This window comes from Herbiconiux gentiana (genome assembly GCF_024978135.1).
Taxonomy (GTDB): Bacteria; Actinomycetota; Actinomycetes; order Actinomycetales; family Microbacteriaceae; genus Herbiconiux; species Herbiconiux gentiana.
The window spans coordinates 405,479-425,389 of record NZ_JANTEZ010000002.1; the positions used below are offsets into that span (position 1 = coordinate 405,479).

At 72.5% G+C, this 19,911-nt stretch carries 21 protein-coding genes; 12 read left to right on the forward strand and 9 right to left on the reverse strand.

The window, feature by feature from the left end; all coding sequences use genetic code 11:
* Positions 1-84: 84 nt before the first annotated feature.
* The 4 genes from NVV95_RS05605 (at position 85) to NVV95_RS05620 (ending at position 3,729) form a co-directional block, all read left to right on the forward strand.
* Entirely contained in the window at positions 85-570 is a 486-nt protein-coding gene (locus NVV95_RS05605; protein WP_259485554.1) for a glutathione peroxidase, read from the forward strand.
* Positions 571-650: 80 nt separating this feature from the next.
* On the forward strand, positions 651-1,658 hold the full coding sequence (locus NVV95_RS05610) for a cell wall-binding repeat-containing protein (protein ID WP_259485555.1): 1,008 nt from the start codon (positions 651-653) through the stop codon (positions 1,656-1,658).
* A complete protein-coding gene (locus NVV95_RS05615; RefSeq protein WP_259485556.1) occupies positions 1,655-2,740 on the forward strand; it encodes a cell wall-binding repeat-containing protein in 1,086 nt (361 codons plus the stop codon). The genes NVV95_RS05610 and NVV95_RS05615 overlap by 4 nt, the downstream gene beginning before the upstream one ends.
* A 26-nt stretch (positions 2,741-2,766) precedes the next feature.
* Complete coding sequence (locus tag NVV95_RS05620) at positions 2,767-3,729, forward strand: class I SAM-dependent methyltransferase (RefSeq protein ID WP_259485557.1); 963 nt, start codon at positions 2,767-2,769, stop codon at positions 3,727-3,729.
* A gap of 242 nt (positions 3,730-3,971) precedes the next feature.
* Here the strand turns inward: NVV95_RS05620 and NVV95_RS05625 are convergent, their stop codons facing one another.
* The 4 genes from NVV95_RS05625 to NVV95_RS05640 all read right to left on the reverse strand — a co-directional run bounded on the left by NVV95_RS05625 (position 3,972) and on the right by NVV95_RS05640 (position 9,847).
* Entirely contained in the window at positions 3,972-5,030 is a 1,059-nt protein-coding gene (locus NVV95_RS05625; protein WP_259485558.1) for a zinc-dependent alcohol dehydrogenase, read from the reverse strand.
* Entirely contained in the window at positions 5,030-7,537 is a 2,508-nt protein-coding gene (locus NVV95_RS05630) for an ATP-binding cassette domain-containing protein (protein WP_259485559.1), read from the reverse strand. The genes NVV95_RS05625 and NVV95_RS05630 overlap by 1 nt, the downstream gene beginning before the upstream one ends.
* An 85-nt stretch (positions 7,538-7,622) precedes the next feature.
* Positions 7,623-8,735, reverse strand: coding sequence for a substrate-binding domain-containing protein (locus tag NVV95_RS05635; protein WP_259485560.1), 1,113 nt, complete (start codon positions 8,733-8,735; stop codon positions 7,623-7,625).
* A gap of 98 nt (positions 8,736-8,833) precedes the next feature.
* The gene (locus tag NVV95_RS05640; protein ID WP_259485561.1) at positions 8,834-9,847 is read right to left on the reverse strand and encodes an ABC transporter permease; all 1,014 of its coding nucleotides are present in this window, start codon (positions 9,845-9,847) and stop codon (positions 8,834-8,836) included.
* 220 nt (positions 9,848-10,067) lie between these two features.
* Between NVV95_RS05640 and NVV95_RS05645 the strand changes: the two genes are divergently transcribed.
* Positions 10,068-11,147 (forward strand): SDR family oxidoreductase, encoded by a 1,080-nt coding sequence (locus tag NVV95_RS05645; protein ID WP_310796051.1) that lies wholly within the window; start codon positions 10,068-10,070, stop codon positions 11,145-11,147.
* Positions 11,148-11,182: 35 nt separating this feature from the next.
* Here the strand turns inward: NVV95_RS05645 and NVV95_RS05650 are convergent, their stop codons facing one another.
* Positions 11,183-12,199 carry a PHP domain-containing protein gene (locus NVV95_RS05650; RefSeq protein ID WP_259485563.1) on the reverse strand — a complete coding sequence of 339 codons (1,017 nt, stop codon included), beginning with the start codon at positions 12,197-12,199 and terminating at the stop codon, positions 11,183-11,185.
* A 112-nt stretch (positions 12,200-12,311) separates the two neighbouring features.
* Between NVV95_RS05650 and NVV95_RS05655 the strand changes: the two genes are divergently transcribed.
* Positions 12,312-13,220, forward strand: a complete 909-nt coding sequence (locus tag NVV95_RS05655) for a hypothetical protein (RefSeq protein WP_259485564.1) — start codon at positions 12,312-12,314, stop codon at positions 13,218-13,220.
* Positions 13,221-13,252: 32 nt separating this feature from the next.
* Entirely contained in the window at positions 13,253-13,495 is a 243-nt protein-coding gene (locus tag NVV95_RS05660; RefSeq protein WP_259485565.1) for a hypothetical protein, read from the forward strand.
* Here the strand turns inward: NVV95_RS05660 and NVV95_RS05665 are convergent.
* On the reverse strand, positions 13,467-14,396 hold the full coding sequence (locus tag NVV95_RS05665; RefSeq protein ID WP_259485566.1) for an aldo/keto reductase: 930 nt from the start codon (positions 14,394-14,396) through the stop codon (positions 13,467-13,469). The two genes, NVV95_RS05660 and NVV95_RS05665, sit on opposite strands and share 29 nt — an antisense overlap.
* Before the next feature lie 108 nt (positions 14,397-14,504).
* Here NVV95_RS05665 and NVV95_RS05670 point away from each other — a divergent pair, with 108 nt between their 5' ends.
* Positions 14,505-14,777: a hypothetical protein gene (locus NVV95_RS05670; protein ID WP_259485567.1), complete on the forward strand. Its 273-nt coding sequence runs from the start codon at positions 14,505-14,507 to the stop codon at positions 14,775-14,777.
* A 53-nt stretch (positions 14,778-14,830) separates the two neighbouring features.
* Here NVV95_RS05670 and NVV95_RS05675 read toward each other — a convergent pair whose 3' ends face one another.
* Entirely contained in the window at positions 14,831-15,724 is an 894-nt protein-coding gene (locus tag NVV95_RS05675) for a LysR family transcriptional regulator (RefSeq protein ID WP_259485568.1), read from the reverse strand.
* An 81-nt stretch (positions 15,725-15,805) separates the two neighbouring features.
* Here NVV95_RS05675 and NVV95_RS05680 point away from each other — a divergent pair, with 81 nt between their 5' ends.
* Entirely contained in the window at positions 15,806-17,116 is a 1,311-nt protein-coding gene (locus NVV95_RS05680; RefSeq protein ID WP_259485569.1) for an MFS transporter, read from the forward strand.
* Positions 17,117-17,204: 88 nt separating this feature from the next.
* Here the strand turns inward: NVV95_RS05680 and NVV95_RS05685 are convergent, their stop codons facing one another.
* A complete protein-coding gene (locus NVV95_RS05685) occupies positions 17,205-17,528 on the reverse strand; it encodes a hypothetical protein (RefSeq protein WP_259485570.1) in 324 nt (107 codons plus the stop codon).
* A 228-nt stretch (positions 17,529-17,756) separates the two neighbouring features.
* On the opposite strand from NVV95_RS05685, the gene NVV95_RS05690 reads away from it, so the two are divergent.
* The 3 genes from NVV95_RS05690 to NVV95_RS05700 are packed head-to-tail and all read left to right on the forward strand — an operon-like array spanning position 17,757 to position 19,641.
* On the forward strand, positions 17,757-18,227 hold the full coding sequence (locus NVV95_RS05690) for a MarR family winged helix-turn-helix transcriptional regulator (protein WP_259485571.1): 471 nt from the start codon (positions 17,757-17,759) through the stop codon (positions 18,225-18,227).
* A gap of 47 nt (positions 18,228-18,274) precedes the next feature.
* Positions 18,275-18,688 carry a hypothetical protein gene (locus tag NVV95_RS05695; protein WP_259485572.1) on the forward strand — a complete coding sequence of 138 codons (414 nt, stop codon included), beginning with the start codon at positions 18,275-18,277 and terminating at the stop codon, positions 18,686-18,688.
* Positions 18,685-19,641 carry an aldo/keto reductase gene (locus NVV95_RS05700; RefSeq protein WP_259485573.1) on the forward strand — a complete coding sequence of 319 codons (957 nt, stop codon included), beginning with the start codon at positions 18,685-18,687 and terminating at the stop codon, positions 19,639-19,641. The genes NVV95_RS05695 and NVV95_RS05700 overlap by 4 nt, the downstream gene beginning before the upstream one ends.
* An 81-nt stretch (positions 19,642-19,722) precedes the next feature.
* On the opposite strand, the gene NVV95_RS05705 is transcribed toward NVV95_RS05700, so the two are convergent.
* Complete coding sequence (locus tag NVV95_RS05705) at positions 19,723-19,887, reverse strand: hypothetical protein (RefSeq protein ID WP_179546608.1); 165 nt, start codon at positions 19,885-19,887, stop codon at positions 19,723-19,725.
* Positions 19,888-19,911 lie beyond the last annotated feature (24 nt).

Sequence of the window (19,911 nt, forward strand, 5' to 3'; positions counted from 1 at the left end):
CGGGTCGCTGGGAGAGTCCTGCGGCTGCGCCCGCCGGGGTTCCGCCAGGGCCTCCGGTCCGCCTCCGGCGCGTAGGATCGCGCCATGGCCCTGGACGACATCCCCCTCACCACGATCGACGGAGCGTCCTCGACGCTCGCCGACTACGCGCCCGTCAAGCTGATCGTGAACGTCGCGTCGCGCTGCGGACTGGCGCCGCAGTACGAGAAGCTCGAGGAGCTGCAGAAGCGCTACGAGGCGCGCGGCTTCACCGTGCTCGGCTTCCCGAGCAACCAGTTCCTGCAGGAGCTCGGCGACACGGACAAGATCAAGGAGTACTGCTCCATGACCTGGGGCGTCACCTTCCCGATGTTCGACAAGGTGAAGGTGAACGGGCGCTCGGCGCACCCGCTCTACCAGGAGCTCACCAAGACGCCCGACGCCTCCGGCAAGGCCGGGCGGGTCAAGTGGAACTTCGAGAAGTTCGTCGTCACGCCCGACGGGGCGGTGCACCGGTTCCGTCCGTCGACGGAGCCCGACGACCCGGAGATCGTGGCGCTGATCGAGGCCTCGCTGCCTGCTGCTGAGTAATGCTCGCTTAATCTGCGGTTCTCCGCTAGCGTCGGCAATCGGCCGGCTCCTTCCGGTCTCCACCGACGATCGGAGAACCCATGCGCATCCGCACCATCGCCCCTGTCGCCACGCTGACACTAGGTGTCCTGCTCGCCTCAGCCGGGGTCGCTCCCGCATCGGCCGTTCCCGCTGGCGTCCATCGCATCGGCGGAGCGGATCGCTTCGCGGTCTCTGCGGCGATCTCGGCCGACACGTTCGCCGCCGTGACCTCCGTTCCCGTGGCCTACGTCGTCTCGGGTGAGACGTTCCCCGATGCGCTCTCGGCCTCCGCGCTCGCCGGACTCAAGGGTGGGCCGGTGCTGCTGACCCGGCGGGACGGCCTGCCCGACGCCGTCAAGTCCGAGCTGTCGCGACTCCGTCCTGCGAAGATCGTGGTGCTCGGCGGGCCGGCGGCGATCAGCGCGGCCACCTACGACGCGATCGGCCTGCTCGCCCCCATGACCATCCGGCTCGGCGGGGCCGACCGGTTCGACGTCTCGGCGGCGGCGGCCCGTGAGGCCTTCCCCGAAGCCCTGCCACCGGTGAGCTTCGTGGCATCGGGCGAGAACTTCCCCGACGCCCTGTCGGGAGCGGCGGCCGCGGGCCACCTCGGCGGCCCGGTGCTGCTGACCCGCACGGCCGACCTCCCCGGCGTGATCCACACCGAGCTCACGCGCGAGAAGGCGGGCCTGGTCAAGATCCTCGGCGGGCCCAACGCCGTCTCGGCAGCGGTGCAGACCGCGATCGTCACGACCATCCAGCCCGAGACCGCCCGCATCGCGGGAGGCGACCGGTTCGAGGGATCGGCCGCAGTGTCGTCGACTCTGTTCGGGGCCGCCGACACCGTGTACATCGCGTCGGGCGAGAGCTTCCCCGACGCGCTCTCCGGAGGCGCCGCCGCCATCGTGAAGGAGGCGCCCGTGCTGCTCGTGAACAGATCGTCGATACCCGAGCCCATCAAGGCCGAGCTGACGCGCCTGAAGCCGACGTCGATCGTCGTCCTCGGGGGCACCTCCGCGATCGCCGCCTCGGTCGAGGCGGAGCTCAAGGGATTCCTGAAGCCATGACATCGTCGATCGGGGGTGCGGCGCGGAGACGCCACGGCCTGACCTGGGTCTGCGTGGCCGCGCTGGCGCTCGTGGCGGTGTCGAGCGCGTCCCCCGTCGCCGCGGCCGAGGAACCACCGGCCGACGGGGGCGCGGCGGAGCTCGGCACGAAGGAGGAGGCGGAGGCCCTGGCCGCGATCTCGGTGACCCGGATGGCGGCCGCAGATCGCTTCGAGCTCGGCGCCGCAGTCGCCCTCGCGACCAGGCCCAGCGGGGCCGACGTCGTGTACGTCGCGTCGGGCGCGAACTTCCCCGATGCGCTCAGCGCCGGCCCGGCGGCCGTCCAGCAGGGCGGGGCGCTCCTGCTCACCGCGCCGGATGCCGCGCCGCCGTCGGTGCTCGCGGCGCTGACCAGACTGAACCCGCGATCGGTGATCGTGGTGGGCGGCGAGAGCGCGGTGTCCTCGGCCGTTCTGGGGCAGCTCGCCGCGGCGGCCCCGCGCGCCGTCGTCGGCCGCCTCTCCGGCGCCGACCGATACGCCGTCAGCCGGGCCATCGCGGGCCAGGCGTTCCCGGCGGGGGCCGACAACGTGTTCGTGGCCACCGGGGCGAATTTCCCGGATGCGCTCTCCGCGGTCTCCCCGGCCGCCATTCTCGCGTCGCCGGTGCTGCTCGTCAACGGATCGGCCGCGGTTGCCGACAGCGACACGCAGCGCGCCATCGCCGCCGTCGCACCCGGCTCGCTCGTCGTCATGGGCGGTACGCTCTCGGTCTCGGCCGGCGTCTACGACACGCTGTCCCCCTCGGTCGCCACCGTGCGCATCGGCGGGGTCGACCGCTTCGCGGTCTCCGCGGCGGTCAACGAGCACTTCCTCGCCGACTTCAGCACCGTCTACTTCGCCACGGGAGCCACGTTCCCCGACGCCCTGGTGGGCGGCGTGCTGACGGGCACACGACACAACCCGCTCTACATCGTCCCGCCGGGCTGCGTCCCGGCGCCGGTGCTGTCCCGCCTGGCCCGCTCGGGCACGTCGCAGGTCGTGCTGCTCGGCGGCTCGGCCTCGCTCTCCCCCGCGGTGGAGGCGCTCACACCCTGCCCCTGACGGTCGGCCTGAGTAGAGTGGCGGCCGTGGCGACTGAGGGCGGGACAGCGGACGGGTGGGTCGTGGAGGCGCTGCGGGCCGCGGGGTGCGTGTTCGCCGAGGAGGAGGCCGCCGTGGTGGTCGAGGCCGCCGGCGGGGATCGCCGGGAGCTCGAGCGGCTGGTGCGGGAGCGGGCCGCGGGGCGTCCGCTGGAGCAGCTCGTGGGGTGGGCGGCGTTCGCGGGGCTCCGGGTGGTCGTCGAGCCCGGGGTGTTCGTGCCCCGGCGCCGCACCGAGCTGCTCGTTCGCGAAGCGGTGGCGGATGCGCCCGACCGCGCCGTCGTGGTCGATCTCTGCTGCGGCTCGGGTGCCATCGGGGCGGCGATCGCGGCCTACGGTCAGGGGCGCATCCGTCTCACGACCGATGCCGACGGGGACGTCGCGTTCGAGGTCGTGCCGCAAGAACGATGGCCCGATGTGCGGCCGGTGCGATTCGGCGTGGTCACCACCGATGATGACGGGGACGTCGCGTTCGAGGCCGTGTCGGAGGCCGACCACGACCGCGGTGCGGCCGGGGAACCGGGGCGCTTCGAGGTCGTCGCCGCCGACGTGGATCCGGCGGCCGTGCGGTGCGCCCGCCGCAACCTCGGGGCCGAGAGGGTGTTCGAGGGCGACCTGTTCCAGGCGCTGCCCGAAGGGCTGCGCGGGCGGGTGGACGTGCTGGTGGTCAACGCGCCCTACGTGCCGACCGCCGCCATCGCCACGATGCCCACCGAGGCGCGGCTGCACGAGGCCGGAGCCGCCCTCGACGGAGGCGGGGACGGGCTCGACGTGCAGCGGCGGATCGTCGCCGGAGCCGCCGCCTGGCTGCGCGATGGCGGCCGGCTGCTGATCGAGACCAGCGAGCGTCAGGCGCCGAGGACGGCCGCGCTGTTCGAGGCCGCCGGCTTCGCCCCCCGCATCGTGCGGGACGAGGCGCTGGACGCGACCGTCGTCGTCGGCCGGCGCTGACGCCGAGCCAGGCGCTCACGCCGAGTCAGGCGCTCACGCCGAGTCAGGCGCTCACGCCGAGCCGCGGGTCTGATGCCGGCGGGTCAGCCCTTGTAGGGCGCCCGAACCATGGCGATGAGGGCCGCGAGGCCCAGGACACCGGTGACCAGGCTGAGCAGCCCGATGAAACCGATCAGCAGATCTCCGACCACCATGTGCGCCTCCTAGAACGTCCCTTCAAGCCTACCGCGCACCGCCGACGCTCAGGCCCAGGGGTCGACCAGCACCTTGCCGTCGAGCCGGCCCGCCACGAGCAGCTCCAGTTGCTCCGGCAGGCCCTCGAGCGGCACCACGCCGACGAGCAGCTCCGGCCCGACGACACCCTCGGCGAGGATGTCGAGGGCGGGCCGCAGATCGGCATCGCAGACGTGGGCGAGGCTCGAGTCGATCGTCACCTCGCGGAACACCAGCGAGTGAACGTCGAGCTCCGGCTTCGCCTTGGGCAGTCCGACGGCGAGCACACGTCCGCCGTCGCGCACGAGGGCGACCGCGGTGGCGAGCTGACCCGGCGCTCCGCTCGCCTCGATCACGACGTCGGGCCGCTCGCCGCCGAGGGCGGCGGTGACCGCGGAGAGCAGCTCGGGGGCAGGGGCGGGCGCGACGACCGCCGCGGCCCCGAAGCGCAGCGCGCGCTCCTGCTTCGGGCCGGGGAACTCGACGACCACCACGGTCGCGGAGATCAGGTGCTCGAGCCCTGCCAGCACGAACGACGCGATCGCTCCCCCGCCGATGATCACCACCCGGTCGCCGTCGCGGGCGCCCGAGCGGCGGGCGGCGTGGATGCCGACCGCGAGCGGCTGGGCGAGCGCGGCGTGGTCGAACGAGAGCCCGTCGGGGATGCGCGCCAGCGTCTTCGAGGGCACGGCGACGTACTCCGCCATCCCGCCGTCGGTGCTGAGCCCCAAGGTCCAGTACTGCGAGCACATGTTCGTGCGCCCCTCGAGGCAGCGGGCGCAGGATCCGCACCACACCCCGGCCCCGCTCGCGACGCGGTCGCCGGGCTGGAAGCCGCTGTCCGCATCCGCCTCGACGACCTCGCCGACGAACTCGTGACCCGGGATCATCGGCCCGGTGTGGCCCGTGACGCGGTGCGCCGTCGCCACCGGGAAGACCTTGGGCCCGACCGCCCACTCGGTGGCGTCGGTGCCGCAGAGCCCCGAGCGCACGACCCGCAGCAGAACCTCGCCCGCCCGGCGCGTCGGCTCCGGCGCCGTGGTCGAGACCCGGATGTCGTGGTCGCCGTGGTAGATCGCGGCGCGCATCAGACGAGCACCGCGCGACGGCGGCGGGCGACCGAGTAGAACACGGCGGCGATCAGGATGAGCACACCCTGGAAGATGTACTGCCACATCTGCGACAGCCCCAGGAAGGTGGTGGCGTTCAGCACCTGGATCAGCAGGATCGAGCCGAACAGGCTGCCGACGAAGGTGCCGCGGCCGCCGAGCAGCGAGGTGCCGCCGAGCACCACGGCGGTGATGCTCGAGAGCGTGTACGACACCCCCTGCGCCGGGTCGCCGACGCCGATCTGCGTCATCAGCACGATGGCCCCGAGGAACGCGAGCACCGAGGTGGCGACGTAGGCGAAGATCACCGTGCGGTCGATGTTCACGCCGATCCGCCGCGCGGCCTCCTCGTTCGAGCCGGTGGCCCGCAGCCGCCAGCCCCAGCGGCGCTTGCGCAGTGCGAGCTCGAGCAGCACCGTGAACACGACGAGCACGATGAAGATGAGCGGCACCGGGCCGACGCGGGTGGTGATCAGCGCGGTGAACGAGCCGGCGATGTAGCCGCCGGGCGAGTCGCGCAGCAGGAAGCTCAGCCCCTGCAAGGCGATGTACAGCGTCAGGGTGGCCGCGATGGCCGTGAACTTGCCGAAGCGGATGAGCGACCCGTTCACGAGCCCGGTCGCCACCGCCAGCACGAACATCAGCAGGATGCCGAGGCCCATCACCCCGAACGGCTGGCCGTCGTTGACGAAGAACGACCCGACCACCACCAGGAAGCCGGCGAGCGGGCCGACGGACAGATCGATGCCGCCGATCAGCAGCGAGATGGTCTGCCCGAGGGCGATGAAGCCGAGCGCGCTGACGAGCATCAGCACCGAGAAGATGTTGAAGTCGGAGAGGTAGCGCGCGTTCTGGCTGAAGATGAAGGCGCCGAGCACCGCGATCACGGCCACGAGCAGCGCCGAGGGCGCGTAGTCGCCCTGGATGAACCGGCGCAGCGGTGTCGAGCGAGCGACCTTCTCGGTGGCGAGCTGGGTGTTGGCGGTGTGCGCCGTGCTGGTCACGGCGGTCTGCACGATGCGGGTCTCGGTGATGTCGTCGCCGGCGAGCGTGCCGACCGCGTTGCCGCGCGACATCACGATCACCTGGTCGCAGAGGCCCTCGAGCTCCTTCGCGTCCGACGAGGCGACGACGACCGGGATGCCCGAGGCCGACACCTCGCGGAGGATGCGGTAGATCTCCAGCCTCGCTCCGACGTCGACGCCCTGGGTGGGCTCGTCGGCGATCACGATGGACGGTTCGGAGAGCAGCGCCCGGGCCATGACGACCTTCTGCTGGTTGCCGCCCGAGAGCGAGGAGACCACCGCATCCATCGACGACGCCTTCACGGCGAGCGAGTCGAGGGTCGAGCCGACGGTCGACACCTCCTCGCCGCGGTTCACGAGCGCCCAGCGCTTGAACCGCTTGAGGGCCGAGATGGCGGCGTTCTCGCGCACCGTCAAGGTCATCATCAGACCCTCGCGGTGCCGGTCGCTGGGCATGTAGGCGGTGCGGCCGAGCAGCTGAGAGGCCGACAGCTCGCGACCACCGACCGCGACCCGGCCGGTGAAGCCGTCGAGCCCCGCGAGCGCGCGGAGCAGCTCGCTCTGACCGTTGCCGACCACGCCGGCGATGCCCAGGATCTCACCGCGCTTGACCGCGGCCGAGACGTCGACGAAGCCGTCACCCGTCATCCGGTCGAGCACGAGGTTGACCTCGTCGCTCTCGGTGGCCGTGTACTTCGGCGGGAAGGTCGACTCCATCTGGCGGCCGACGATCATCGTCAGCAGCTCGTCGTCGGTGACCTCGTCGACGCGGGCGATGCCGCGCAGCCGGCCGTCGCGCAGAACGGTCACCCGGTCGGCGAGCTGTCGCACCTCGGCCATGCGGTGCGTGATGTAGACCACGGCGGTGCCGCGGGCGACGGTCTCGCGCACCCGGGCGAAGAGCAGGTCGACCGAGTCCTGGCCGAGCGGGGCGGTGGGCTCGTCGAGCACCAGCACGCGCGGCTCGAGGGCCAGCGCCTTCGTGATCTCGAGCAGGTGCTTCTGCGCCACGCTGAGCGTCTCGACCCGGTCGCCGAGGTGAGCGGTGAGGCCCGACTCGCGGATGATCCGGGTCGCGTACTCCTCAATCGATCCCTTGCCCTCGAACACCGACGGGGGCAGCGCCACCCGCAGGTTCTCGAGGATGGTCATGTCGGGCAGCACCGCGGGGTGCTGGTGCACGATGGCGATGCCGAGCTTGGCGGCGAGCGCCGGGCTGAGCCCGTCGATGTCCTCGCCGTTGACCCGGATGCGGCCGCCGTCGGGCTGCACCGTGCCGGAGGCGACGTTCATCAGCGTCGACTTGCCGGCGCCATTCTCCCCGAGGAGCGCGTGCACCTCACCCGGGAGCACCTCGAGCGAGACGTCGGTCAGCGCCGCGACGCCGGAGTACGACTTCGAGATGCCGGTCAGCGAGAGGACGGCGACGGTGGTGTCGACGTCGTGCAGTTGTGTGTCCACGGGATGCCCTTGCGATCGTTGCGTGCGTGAAGCGGATGATGCGGCCGGAGGAGGCCGGGCCCCGGAGAGGGGCCCGGCCCACCGGCTACTTCAGGAGAGCGGCCTGGTCCTGGGGCGTCATCTCGGCGGAGAGGAAGATGTCGCCGGGCAGGTCGGCCTCGCACTCGACGGGGTTGGGCGTGCTCGTCACCGAGTCCTCGAACACCGGGGCGTCGAAGGTGGTGGTGTCGGGCAGCACGCCACCGGTCGCCTTGGCCACCGCGTACTGCACGGCGAGCCGCACGTTGTCGTTGCCGGTGGCGACCGTGGTCATCTTGAAGTCGGGGTTCGCGGCCTGGTTGTCCGTCCAGAAGCAGCCGAGCACGTTGCCGTCCGACGTCGCCAGGGCGGGGATGGAGCGACCGCTCTTGGTGAACTCGGGCAGCGCGCCGACGAGCGACGGGCCGAAGTCAGAGACGATCACGTCGATCTGCGGGTTCTTCGCGATGGCGCTTGTCAGCACCTGCTGCGTGACCGCCGGGTCCCAGTTGGTGGGCTCGAAGGGCGTCTCGCCGATGAACTCGTACTCCCCGCCGGTGCCGAGCACCGAGTTCATGCCGGTGAGCTCGTCCTCGCCCTGGCTGTTGCCCTTAGGGCCCGAGAGGAAGAGGATCTTGGCCCCGTCGGGGAAGTTGCTCTTGATCCACTTGCCCCAGTTCTCGCCGTCGGTGGTGAAGTCGGCGCCGATCCAGGCGTCGTAGTCGACGCCGTCCTCACCGCCCGGGTTCACGCGGTAGGGCACCGTGACGACGCCCGCCTGGTAGGCGCTGCGGAGGGCGGGCAGCATGGCCTCGCCCGCATCCGGGAACACGACCAGCGCGTTGACACCCTTGGCGACCATGCCCTGGATGTCGGCGATCGACTTCTGCGTGTCGCCTTGGCCGTCGGCGTACTCGTAGCCGGTGACGCTCGGGCACTTGGCGACCTCGTCGGCGCCGGCGGCGGTGGTGATCTTGCGCCAGCTGTTGCCGCCGAAGCCGTCGAGGAGACCGAGGGTGATCTCGTTCGGTCCGCACCAGTCGGGGGCGCCGGCGACCGGCGCACCCCCGGTGGCCGGGGTGTCGTTGGACGACGGGGCGCCCGAGCTGCACGCGGTCAGCATGAGGGCGAGAACGCCGACGCCCGCTGCGGTCAGGGCGATTCGTTTGCGGATGGCCATGGGATGGTTCCTCTCACTGTGCGCGGCGCCTCTGCCGCGGGTGACTCGGGGTGGGTACTGAGGGTGGGATGGTCGGGGTGGATGATCGGGGTCGGTGGTCAGGCGGCCGCGCCGACGCGCTGCCGGTGACCGAACCGGGCGCGCAGGGCGGCCCAGTCGATGGTGTAGAGCGCCACGCCGACGGCGAGCGCCGCGGCCTGGATGATCGAGCGCACCGCGAAGGGCACGCCCGCCGCCAGCACGAACTGGTCGAGCTGGCTGAGGAAGACCGCCGCCACGACGGTCGCGAGCGGGAAGCCGCGACCGCCGAGGAGGCTGGTCCCGCCGAGGACCACCACGGCCACGGCGGGAATCAGGTAGGCGTTCCCCTGGAACGCGGTGGGCTGTGCCGTGATGCCGGCGAGCAGGATGCCCGCGAGGCAGTACAGCAGCTGGGCCCAGACATAGGCGGCGGCCTGGTGCGTGCGCACCCGCAGGCCGGTGGCCCGGGCGGCCACGGGGTTGGCGCCGACAGCTTCGAAGCGCCGCCCGGCGACCGTCTTCTTGACCAGCAGGGTCACCAGCAGGAAGGCGGCGAGCGCGAAGAACACCGAGTTCGGGATTCCGAAGCTGAGCCCCCCGGCGACGTCGCGGAGCAGGCGTGTGGTCGTGGTCGGGCTGCCGCCCGATATGCCGAGCACGACGGCGAACAGCAGCGCGTTGGTGCCGAGCGTCGCGATGATGGCGTTCAGGCCCAGCCGGCCGATCAGAAGGCCGTTCAGGATGCCCGCCACGACGGCGAGCCCGGCGGCGAGCAGCACGGCCGGCACGAGCAGCGAGTCGTCGCCGTTCGGGATGCGGCTGACGACCACGATGGACAGCGACACCGCACCCGGGATCGACAGGTCGATGCCACCCTGCTGCACCACGAGCATCTGCCCGAGGCCGACGCAAGAGAGCACGGCGGCGAAGGGGAGCATGCCGAGCACCGCGCCCTGCGAGACGCTCGACGGGGCGAACAGCGCGCTCACGACGAACAGCACGATGACCGCGATACCCACCGTGACGAGGCCCCGCGAGATCGACCAGCGCGAACTCGTCAGTGCGGGTTGCCGTCGCTCCGTTGCGCTCATACTGTCTCCCTGGTGGGTGGGCTTGCGAGGAGCCCCTCATCGGGCTCGTCGTTGAGTATAGCTTTACACTCGCTCCCGAGCGTTCACAACTGCTTTTGATAACTATTGGGCCACTCGGGCCGAATCGCGGCGATCTGGCGTATTGCGGGGCAGGAGCGGTGGTCGCCGCGTGAAGCAGAAGTGTACATTGACTCTGAACAAGCCGACGAAAGGGATGACGATGTCAACTGCTGGAGCCGGGCGACGCGCCCTGGTGATCGGATCGACCGGGATCGCGGGGCAGGCGCTGTGCCGACTGCTGCTGGAGAAGGGCTTCGAGACCTTCGGGGTGTCGCGGTCGGCGACCGCGCCGGTGCCCGGGGTGCAGCCGATCGCGGCCGATCTCCTCGACGCCGAGGGGCTGTCCTCGGCCCTCGCCGAGGTGGACCCCGAGCTCGTCTTCATCACGGCCTGGATGCGCCAGCCGAGCGAGGCGCAGAACATCGAGGTCAACTCGGCCATCGTGCGAAACGTCATCGAGGCCACGACCGCGGGGGGTTCCGTGAAGCACGTCGCCCTGCTCACGGGCCTCAAGCACTACCTCGGGCCGTTCGACAACTATGCGACCGGCGTCATGGCCGACACCCCCTTCGAGGAGGAGTCGGAGCGCCTCGACAGCCCCAACTTCTACTACGCGCAGGAGGACGAGCTGTTCGCCGGAGCGGCGACGCACGGCTACGGCTGGAGCGTGCACCGCGCCCACACCGTCTTCGGCTACGCCGTGGGCAACGCGATGAACATGGCGCTGACCCTCTCGGTCTACGCCACCATCTGCGCGCGCACCGGGGAGCCGTTCCGCTTCCCCGGCTCGGAGACCCAGTGGAACGGCGTGACCGACGTGACCGACTCCGACCTGCTGGCCGAGCAGCTGCTCTGGGCGGCGACCGACCCGGCCGGGCGCGACCAGGCCTTCAACATCGCCAACGGCGACGTGTTCCGCTGGCGCACCCTGTGGCCGCGCATCGCCGAGCACTTCGGTGTGAGCTGGGAGGGCTTCGACACCGCGCCCGCGCCGCTCGAGAACCGCATGGGCCACGCCGACGAGGTCTGGCGGGAGATCGCCGCCGAGCACGGTCTCGCCGAGGCCGACGTGTCACGGCTGGCGAGCTGGTGGCACACCGACGGCGACCTCGGTCGCAACCTCGAGTGCTTCACGAGCATGAACAAGAGCCGCGAGGCGGGCTTCCTCGGCTTCCGCACGACGCCGGCGAGCTTCTTCGACAAGGTGGAGCGCTACCGGGCGGCCCGCATCCTCCCCTAGCGGGGGCGTGCGGGCGCTGGCAAGGGCGACGGGACCTAGCGGGACGTCCAGGCGAGCAGCTGCTCGAGCGGCCACGTCGTCACGATCCGCTCGGGCGGGATGCCCGCCGCCGCCGCGCGCTCGGCACCGAGGTCGATGAAGCCGAGGTGACCGGGCGCGTGCGCGTCGGAGTCGATGCTGAACAGGCAGCCCGCCTCGAGCGCGAGCGCGATGAGCTCGTCGGGCGGGTCCTGCCGCTCGGGCCGCGAGTTGATCTCGACGGCGACGCGCGCCTCGGCGCAGGCCGCGAATACGGCGTCGGCGTCGAACTCCGACTGCGGCCGGGTTCCGCGGGAGCCCTGCACGAGACGGCCCGTGCAGTGGCCGAGCACGTCGGCGCGTCCGGAGCGGATCGCGGCGAGCATCCGCTCGGTCATCGGACCCTTCTCGTCGCGCAGCTTCGAGTGCACGCTGGCGACCACCACGTCGAGCCGGTCGAGCAGCTCCGGCTGCTGGTCGAGCTCCCCGTCGGCCAGGATGTCGACCTCGATGCCGGCGAGCAGCCGGAACGAGCCGTCGCCCTCGGCGTTGATGGAGGCGACCACGTCGAGCTCGGCCTCGAGCCGCTCGGCGGTGAGGCCGTGCGCGATCTTCAGGCTCGGCGAGTGGTCGGTGAGGGCGAGGTACTCGTGGCCGAGCGCCCGGGCGGCGGCCGCCATCGACGGGATGTCGGTCGTGCCGTCGGACCAGTCGCTGTGGGCGTGCAGGTCGCCGCGCAGCTGCTCGCGAAGCGCCTTGGCCGCCGGCCCGAGCTTCTCGCCGGTGCGGGCGCGCAGCGCGGCGAGGTAGTCGGGCACCCGGCCCTCGAGGGCCTGCAGCACGATCTCGAGCGAGCGGTCGCCGATGCCCTTGGTGCGGGCCAGGCGGCCGTCGGATGCCCGTGCCGCGAGCTCCTCGGGTGCGAACTCCCCCGCCACCGCCGCCGCCCGGCGGAACGCCTTGACCTTGAAGCCCGGCGCGAGCTCCCGCTCGAGCAGGAACGCGGTCTCGGTGAGGGCGTCGACGGGGTCCATGCCCCCGACCCTAGCCCCGCGCCCGCGGGGGCACGAGGCGGGGCCGGGCAATCGACGCGCGGGGCGGCGACGAACCACCCGAGGGGAATACCCTTCGAGCAGGAGGTGGGGCATGGCGGCTCCGAGCGAGTACCTGCGGGCGCGACGCGACCCGGAGTTCCGGGAGCGGGTGGCCCGGGGGTACCACGGTGCGCACGACGTGCTCGACGCGCTGTGGTGGCGCGAGCATCCGGGATCGCCCACCCCCGACGGGGTCGAGTCGCCCGCCGCGCGCCGCGCCGAACTGCAGCGGACCGCCTACGCCCCGGCGGCCAGGGGTGCCGCCGACGCCGTGCCGCGCGCCGATCGTGCGGCGGCCGAGCTCGCGCAGCTCGATGCGGCCCTCGACGAGGAGCGGCGCGCGATCGACGACGCCCTCGCCGCGGCCGACACACCTCGCGCCCTGCTGCCCGTCGCCGCTGCCGACGCGGAGGACCGCGCGGACGACGCCGCTCCGCCCGCCCGCCCGCAGCGGGGCCGCCGCCGTCTCGCCGCCGTCGCAGCCGCCGGGTTCGTGCTGGCACTCGTCGGCGGGGCGGCGGGTTTCACCCTCGCCGCCGTCTCGGGCGGCAGCCTCCCCGGGCTGGGCGCCGGCCGCGACGCGCCGTTCGCCGACCCCTCGGGCGCCCTGGCGATCTTCGACCGGCCTCCGCAGCCCGCCGACCGCCCGCCCCTGCTGTACGCCGTTCAGCTGCGCGAGGACACGCTGCGCACCCTGTCGATGGCCGGCACCCCGCTCTACGTGGCGCGGGACATCGACGACGACGTGTGCATCGTGCTGGTGCAGGACAACGGCACCTACACGGCGAATTGCGTGCCGCCCGACCGCTTCCCCGCGACGGGGCTGCTGATCCGCGGATCGATCGGCGTGGCCGGCCGCCCCTCCCAGGGCGACCAGCTGCCGCTGAGCTTCGTCGACGTCGAGGCCACCTGGCTGCCCGACGGCAGCACCGTCTGGGGCCAGAACCCCCAGACGCGCTAGCGGCTCCTCGCCGGAGACGTAGGGTGGCGGGCATGGACGACGAGGAGCGCCGGCGTCAGGCCGCCGAGCAGGAGGCCAGGGCCCTGCAGGCCCTCGAGTCGATCCGGCACGGCGGTGATCTCGGCACGGAGACGCTCGCGCTCTCGAACGAGTTCACCGACCGGCACACCGCGCGCCTGAGGAGCTGGGTCGCGGCCCGATTCAGGGCCGCCCGCTTCAAGGCGGCCCGATTCAGGGCCGTCCGCTTCAGGGGAGGACGTGGCCCGCGGCCGTGAAGATGCGGTACCACTCCGGCCGCGTCAGCACGACGTCGGCGCCGGCGGCGGCCTCCGCGACCCGGCCCGGGTTCGTGGTGCCGAGCACGACCTGGATGCCCGCGGGGTGGCGGGTGATCCAGGCGGTCGCGATCGCCATCGGAGTGACACCGTAGCTCGCGGCCACTTCGTCGAGCACGTCGTTCAGCTCGGCGAAGTGCTCGCGGTCGCCGAGGAAGACGCCGTCGAAGAAGCCCTTCTGAAACGGCGACCAGGCCTGCAGCGTGATGTCGTTCAGCCGCGCGTGGTCGAGGAGGCCGAGACCGCGGTCGACCGACTGGTCGAGGCGCAGCATGTTCGCCGCGACGCCCTGGGCGATGATCGGCGCGTGGGTGATGCTCAGCTGCACCTGGTTCACGACGAGGGGCTGGCGCACGAAGCGGGCCAGGAGGTCGATCTGCCCCGGGGTGTGATTCGAGACCCCGAAGTGCCGCACCTTGCCCGCGCTCTCGAGGGCGTCGAACGCCGACGCCACCTCCTCGGGCTCGACGAGCGCGTCGGGACGGTGCAGCAGCAGGAGGTCGAGGTGCTCCAGCCGGAGGGCCGCGAGCGACTCGTCGACCGTGGCGAGGATGTGCTCGGCCGAGAAGTCGAAGAAGCCGTCACGGATGCCGACCTTCGACTGGACCACGACCTGCTCGCGCTCGGCCGGGGTGAACGACACGGCGTCGCCGAAGCGGCGCTCGCTGCCGTGGCGCTCGCCGCCGTAGATGTCGGCGTGGTCGAACACCGTGATGCCGGCATCGCGGGCGGTTCCGACGAGGGTGCGGATCTCCTCGTCGGACAGCTCGGCGATCCGCATCAGGCCGAGCACGACGGCGGAGACGGACAGGTCGGTGCGGGCGAGGCGCTGGGTCTTCACGGGCTCCAGCCTCCCGCATCCGCCACGATTCAGCCAGCCGGTACTCCCGCCGAGGGCCGGTTGCCGGTACGTTCATGAGGAACCATTAACTCTGGAGGGAATCACACCATGACCGCATCATCGCCCCAGCCCGCTCCGGCCGGAACCGACTACCCCGGCAAGACCCTCGGCATCGTCGGCCTGATCGTCGCCATCTTCTTCAACCTGATCGGGCTGATCATCTCGGCGATCGCGCTGAACCAGTCGAAGAAGGCCGGCTACAAGAACACCCCCGCGCTCGCGGGTGTGATCGTCGGCGCCGTGCTGTTCGTGATCGGCCTGATCATCGGCATCCTGTCGGTCGTCGCCTCGGTGTCGATGATGGGCACCACCACCTACTGAGCACCACCACCTCCTGAGCCTCACGCTCAGCAGCATCCGCTCCGCGTCCCCGTTCAGTCGGGGGCGCGGAGCGTTTGCGTGTGCGGCGCGCGGAGCGCCTCGACCAGCGCGGCGAGCAGCGGCCGACGCGCGGCCCCGCGGCGCACGGCGAGCGACACCACCCAGGGCGGAGGCGGGTCGCTGAGGGGCAGGCGCGCGCATCCGCTCGCCTCGATCACGTCGGGCACCACGGCGACGCCGAACCCCGCGGCCACCCACGGCGCCACGCTCGGCAGGTCGGGCAGCTCGGCCGCCAAGTGCCGGGTGAGCCCGCGATCGGCGAGCGCCCGGTCGAGCTGCAGACGGTTGCCGTAGCCCGGCAGCACGTCGACCCACTCCTCGCCGGCCAGCTCGGCGAGCGCCACCTCGGGCCGCGCCGCGAGCCGGTGCCCCTCGGGCACGAGCGCCACGAAGTCGAAGGCCGAGATGGGCCAGGCGTCGAGCGTCGGCGGTGCAGGCACCGCCAGGAACGCGAGGTCGAGCCGGCCGTGCGCCAGGTCGTCGGCCAGCCCGGTCGAGCCCACGGGCGACGAGACGAGCTGAATGTTGACGAGCGGATGCTCGCGCCGGAAGCGCCCGAGCACCCCGGGCAGGTCGAGCAGCTGCATGCCGGTGAAGGTGCCGATGCGCACCCGCCCGCGCAACCCGCTGCCCGACTCGGAGGCTGCACGACGGAACTCGGCGGCGTCGTCGACGAGGTCGCGCGCGAGCGGCAGCAGCACCTCGCCCGCCGCGAGCAGCCGCACCGACTTGGTGGTGCGTTCGAACAGGGCGACACCGAGCTCGCCCTCGAGGCTGCGCAGGCCCGCCGAGACGGTCGACTGGGCCACGAAGAGCCGTTCCGCCGCGCGGGTGACGCTGAGCTCGTCGGCCACCGTCACGAAGTACTCCAGCAGCCGCGTCTCCATGCGGCGATCATAGACGTGATCGATGAGACTGTGCGGCATAATTCGTTGGACACGATGACGACCGCGGAGCATTCTCGAAGCATGACCGCACTGCTCTCCGAGCCCCGCACCGCGTCCGTCCCCGTCGGCACCCCCGGCGGCGTCCCCGGCAGAGTCCCCGGCGGCTCCGCGCCGCGACCGCGTCTGCCGCACGCCGCCGGGTTCTGGGTGACGGCCGTCGCCTTCCTGGTGATGATGGCCTTCAACACGGTGCCGACCCCGCTGTACGCGCTGTATCAGCAGCGCGACGGCTTCCCGACCGTAGTCGTCACGCTCATCTTCGCCGCGTACTCCACGGGTGTGATGCTGGCCCTCTACCTCGCCGGCCACCTGAGCGACCGGCTCGGCCGGCGCCGGGTCATCCTCACCGCGGCGGTGATCGAACTCGTCGCGGCCGTGCTGTTCGTGCTGTGGCCGGATGCGGTCGGCCTGGTCATCGCCCGCTTCGTCGCCGGCCTCGGCATCGGGGTGCTCACCGCCACCGCCACGGCCCACCTCGCCGACCTGCGGCGCATCGCGCGCCCGGGCGCGGGCATCGGCTTCGCCGCCACCATCGCGGGGGTCGCGAACATGGGCGGTCTGGCGCTCGGTCCGCTGATCGGCGGCGTGTTCGCCGAGTGGGTGCCGGCGCCGCTCGTGACGCCCTATCTCGTCTTCGCGGCGGCCCTGGTGGCGGTCGGCTTCGCCTACGCCTTCGTGCCCGAGACCGTGACACCGCCGACCGCTCCGGCGGCCTACCGACCCCAGCGCGTGCGCGTGCCGGCCGAGAGCCGGGGGGCCTACTGGGCGGCAGGGCTCGGCGGGTTCGCGGCTTTCGCGATCACCGGCCTGTTCGGCTCGGTGGCCCCGACCTTCCTGGCCCAGCTGCTGCACCAGACCGACCACCTGGTCGCCGGTGTGGTGTCGTTCTCGGTGTTCGGGGCGGCCGCCGTGGCGCAGATCGTCTTCGCGCGGCTCTCGACCCGTCGCCAGCTGGTGCTCGGTGTGGTGTCGATGGCCACCGGGCTCGTGGCGCTCGGCGCAGCGGCACTCGTGGCCCAGGCGGCGGGTGGCGCCGGCGCGCTGGTGGCGACGGTGCTCTTCGTCGGCGGCGGCGTGGTGGCCGGCGCCGGGGTCGGCCTGGTCTTCCGCGGCGCCCTGGCCACCGCCGGCTCGCTCGCCACGGGTGGCAACCGCAGCGAGATCACCTCGGGCATCTTCCTGCTGGCGTTCGCCGGGATGACCGTCCCGCCGCTCGCGGTCGGCGCCGCCCTGCTGGCGCTGCCGCTCGTGCTGGTGCTGCTCGGCTTCGTGGGGCTCGTGCTGGTGCTGATCCTCTGGGCCGGGCCCCGGATGATCCGCACCACCCGCTGAGGCGGGGCCGCGCCCGAGTCGCCCCGCCGCCGCGCGCGAGTCGCCCCGCAGCCGCGCCCGAGTCGCCCGAGGCCGCCCCGGAAGCCGCCTAGGAGTCGCCGCCCACCGCGGGCTCGCCCACGAACTGGTGGGCCTCCCCGGCCAGCTCGACCCAGTTCTGGGTGTCGGCGATCCCGACCCACCGTCCGCCGACACCCGCCGGCGCGGCCGACGGCGCCTCGGCACTGACGGCGACGTCGCGCCCCACCAGGTCGTCGGCGCGATGGGCGGGAAGTGCCACCACGAGCAGCTCGCCGTCGAGGGCGGCGAAGGCCGCCCCCTTCACCAGGAGGGTGGTGCCGTCCAGCGTCACGTCGTCGTCGGGGTCGGCGAGGAGGGCCCGGGTCACGTCGTCGAAGGCGGGGTTCGTCATCGGAGCATCCGTTTCTCGCGGCCCGGCGAGCACCCGCTCTCGGGTGGGCCCGGCGACCGCATCGCCGCCATTGTGCCCCACTTCGCCGCCCGGCGCCTGCCGCGCGGGCGCCGGCCCGGGCTCGGAACGGATACCGCGACCCGCCGTGCCCGATCGACGACGAGAGCGTAGTGTGCTCAAGGTCGGGCCCACGGGCTTCGCCGCAGGAGAAGGGATCGTAACGCCGAGATGCTGGACGATCGTGCCGAGCTGCCCGGTTCGGGCGAGGTGCTCGAGGCCCTCGAGGACTACCTGGCGTCCCGCAGCAGCCTGCGACGGCTGATCCGCGCCGAGACCGAGCTCTCCGACAGCGCCTGGAACGCCCTGCTCGAGCTGCGCGCCGAGGCCGAGCGCGGCGGATCCCTCACCCCCAAGGAGCTGGCCGCCCGCCTCGAGCTGCGCAGCGCCTCGATCACCGCCCTCGTCGACAAGCTGGTGCGCCTCGGCTACGTCGATCGCACGGCGAGCAGCACCGACCGACGTGGGCTGTCGCTCGGCATCACGAGCTCGGGCGCCGAGTTCACCGGCCGGCACGACCGGGCGCACGACCCCGAGCTGGCGGTGGCGGCCCGGCTCGAACCGGCCGCGGCCGCGCTGGTCGTGCGCGTGCTCGACGACCTCGCCCTCGCGGCCGGCCGGTCGTTTCCCGTCACGGAATGACCCGGCATCGCTAGGCTGGGCTGATCGCTCATCAGGAGGAGTCCGAGGTGCCGTTCCGCAGCAAAGAGGTGCTCGAGTCGTGGCTGGCCGACTACCGGTCGGAGTCGTCGGCCGGAGCCCGGGTCGCCGAATACGCCGACGTCGCCGTGCAGGACGGCAGTGACGGGTCGGACACCGGTCTCGTGATCATCGGGCTGCGCAACGCGACCACCGACGTCTACATGCAGCCGGTCGCGCTCGGCGACCCGCACTGGGAGGTCACCTTCGCCGCCCGCGATCGCGACCTCGCGCTGAGCACGGAAGACGTGGTCGCCCTCTCGCAGGAGCTGGCCGCCGCGGCGGAGCTCTGCGCCTATCTCGAGCGCCGCTCCCGCGAGCACCTCGAGGCCCACGGGGCCGGCGCGGCGGGCGGCGCGCCCGCCGACGAGGTCGCCGACGTGGTCGCCGACGCCGAGCGATGACCGACCCGGCCGACGACCCGGGGCTGGCATCGCGGCTCGGCCTCGGCCTCGCCGCCCTCGGCCGCCCCGCCTACATCACCGCCGGGCGCGCCGACGACCTGGGCCCCGCCGCCGACCGCTCCGTCGAGGCCCTGCGCGACCGCGCCCACTCGCTGCTCGACGCGGCCTGGTTCCTCGGCATCCGCTACCTCGACGCCGCCCGCTCCTACGGCCGGGCCGAGGAGTTCCTCGGCTCCTGGCTCGCCGCGCATCCGGGCCGCCGCGACGAGCTCACCATCGGCTCGAAGTGGGGCTACGAGTACGTCGGCGGGTGGCGGGTCGACGCGCCCGTGCACGAGCGCAAAGAGCACAGCCTCCGGATGCTCGACCGCCAGTGGCCCGAGACGCTCGACGCCCTCGGCACTGCTCCCGACGTGTACCTCGTGCACTCCGTCACGCCCGACAGCCCCGCCCTCACCGACCGGGCGCTGCTCGACCGGCTGCGCGAACTCACGGGCGAGGGCGTGCGCGTCGGCTTCTCGACCAGCGGACCGGGTCAAGGCGAGGTGATCGAGCGCGCCCTCGCGCTCCCCGACTCGCCGTTCTCGGCGGTGCAGTCGACGTGGAACCTGCTCGAGCCCTCCGTCGCCCCGGCCCTCGAGGCCGCGAACGACGCCCGCTGGCTCGTGGTGGTGAAGGAGGTGCTCGCGAACGGCCGGCTCACCGCCGCCGAGGGCACCCCCGCGGCGCTCGCCCTGGCCGAGTCCGACGGACAGCCGCTCGAGGGTCTCGCGGTGGGGGCGGCGGTCGCGCATCCGTGGGCCGACGTCGTGCTGAGCGGAGCCGTGACGCGGGCGCAGCTGCGGGCCGGCACCCGGGCTCGCGTGCCCGCGCTCGACGCCACGCTGCTGGCGGGGATCGCCGAACCGGCGGAGGAGTACTGGGCGGCGCGCTCGGCGCGGACCTGGGCCTGACGGCGAGGCTGACGCCGAAGGCCGGCTCCGCTGAACGGAACCGGCCCTCGGGGTGCGCCCGTCGAGCGGGCGGCAGTGGGGTCAGACGCGGCGGTTGCCGGTGAGGAAGCGCACCAGGAACACGATGATGGCCAGCACCAGCAGGATCGCGCCCACGTAGAGCAAGAAGTTGAGCGACGAGACGAACCCGCCCGTGAAGAGCAGGATGACGGCGATGACGGCGATGATGATGACGAGGATGTTCACGAGATCTCCTTTGTAGGGGTGAGG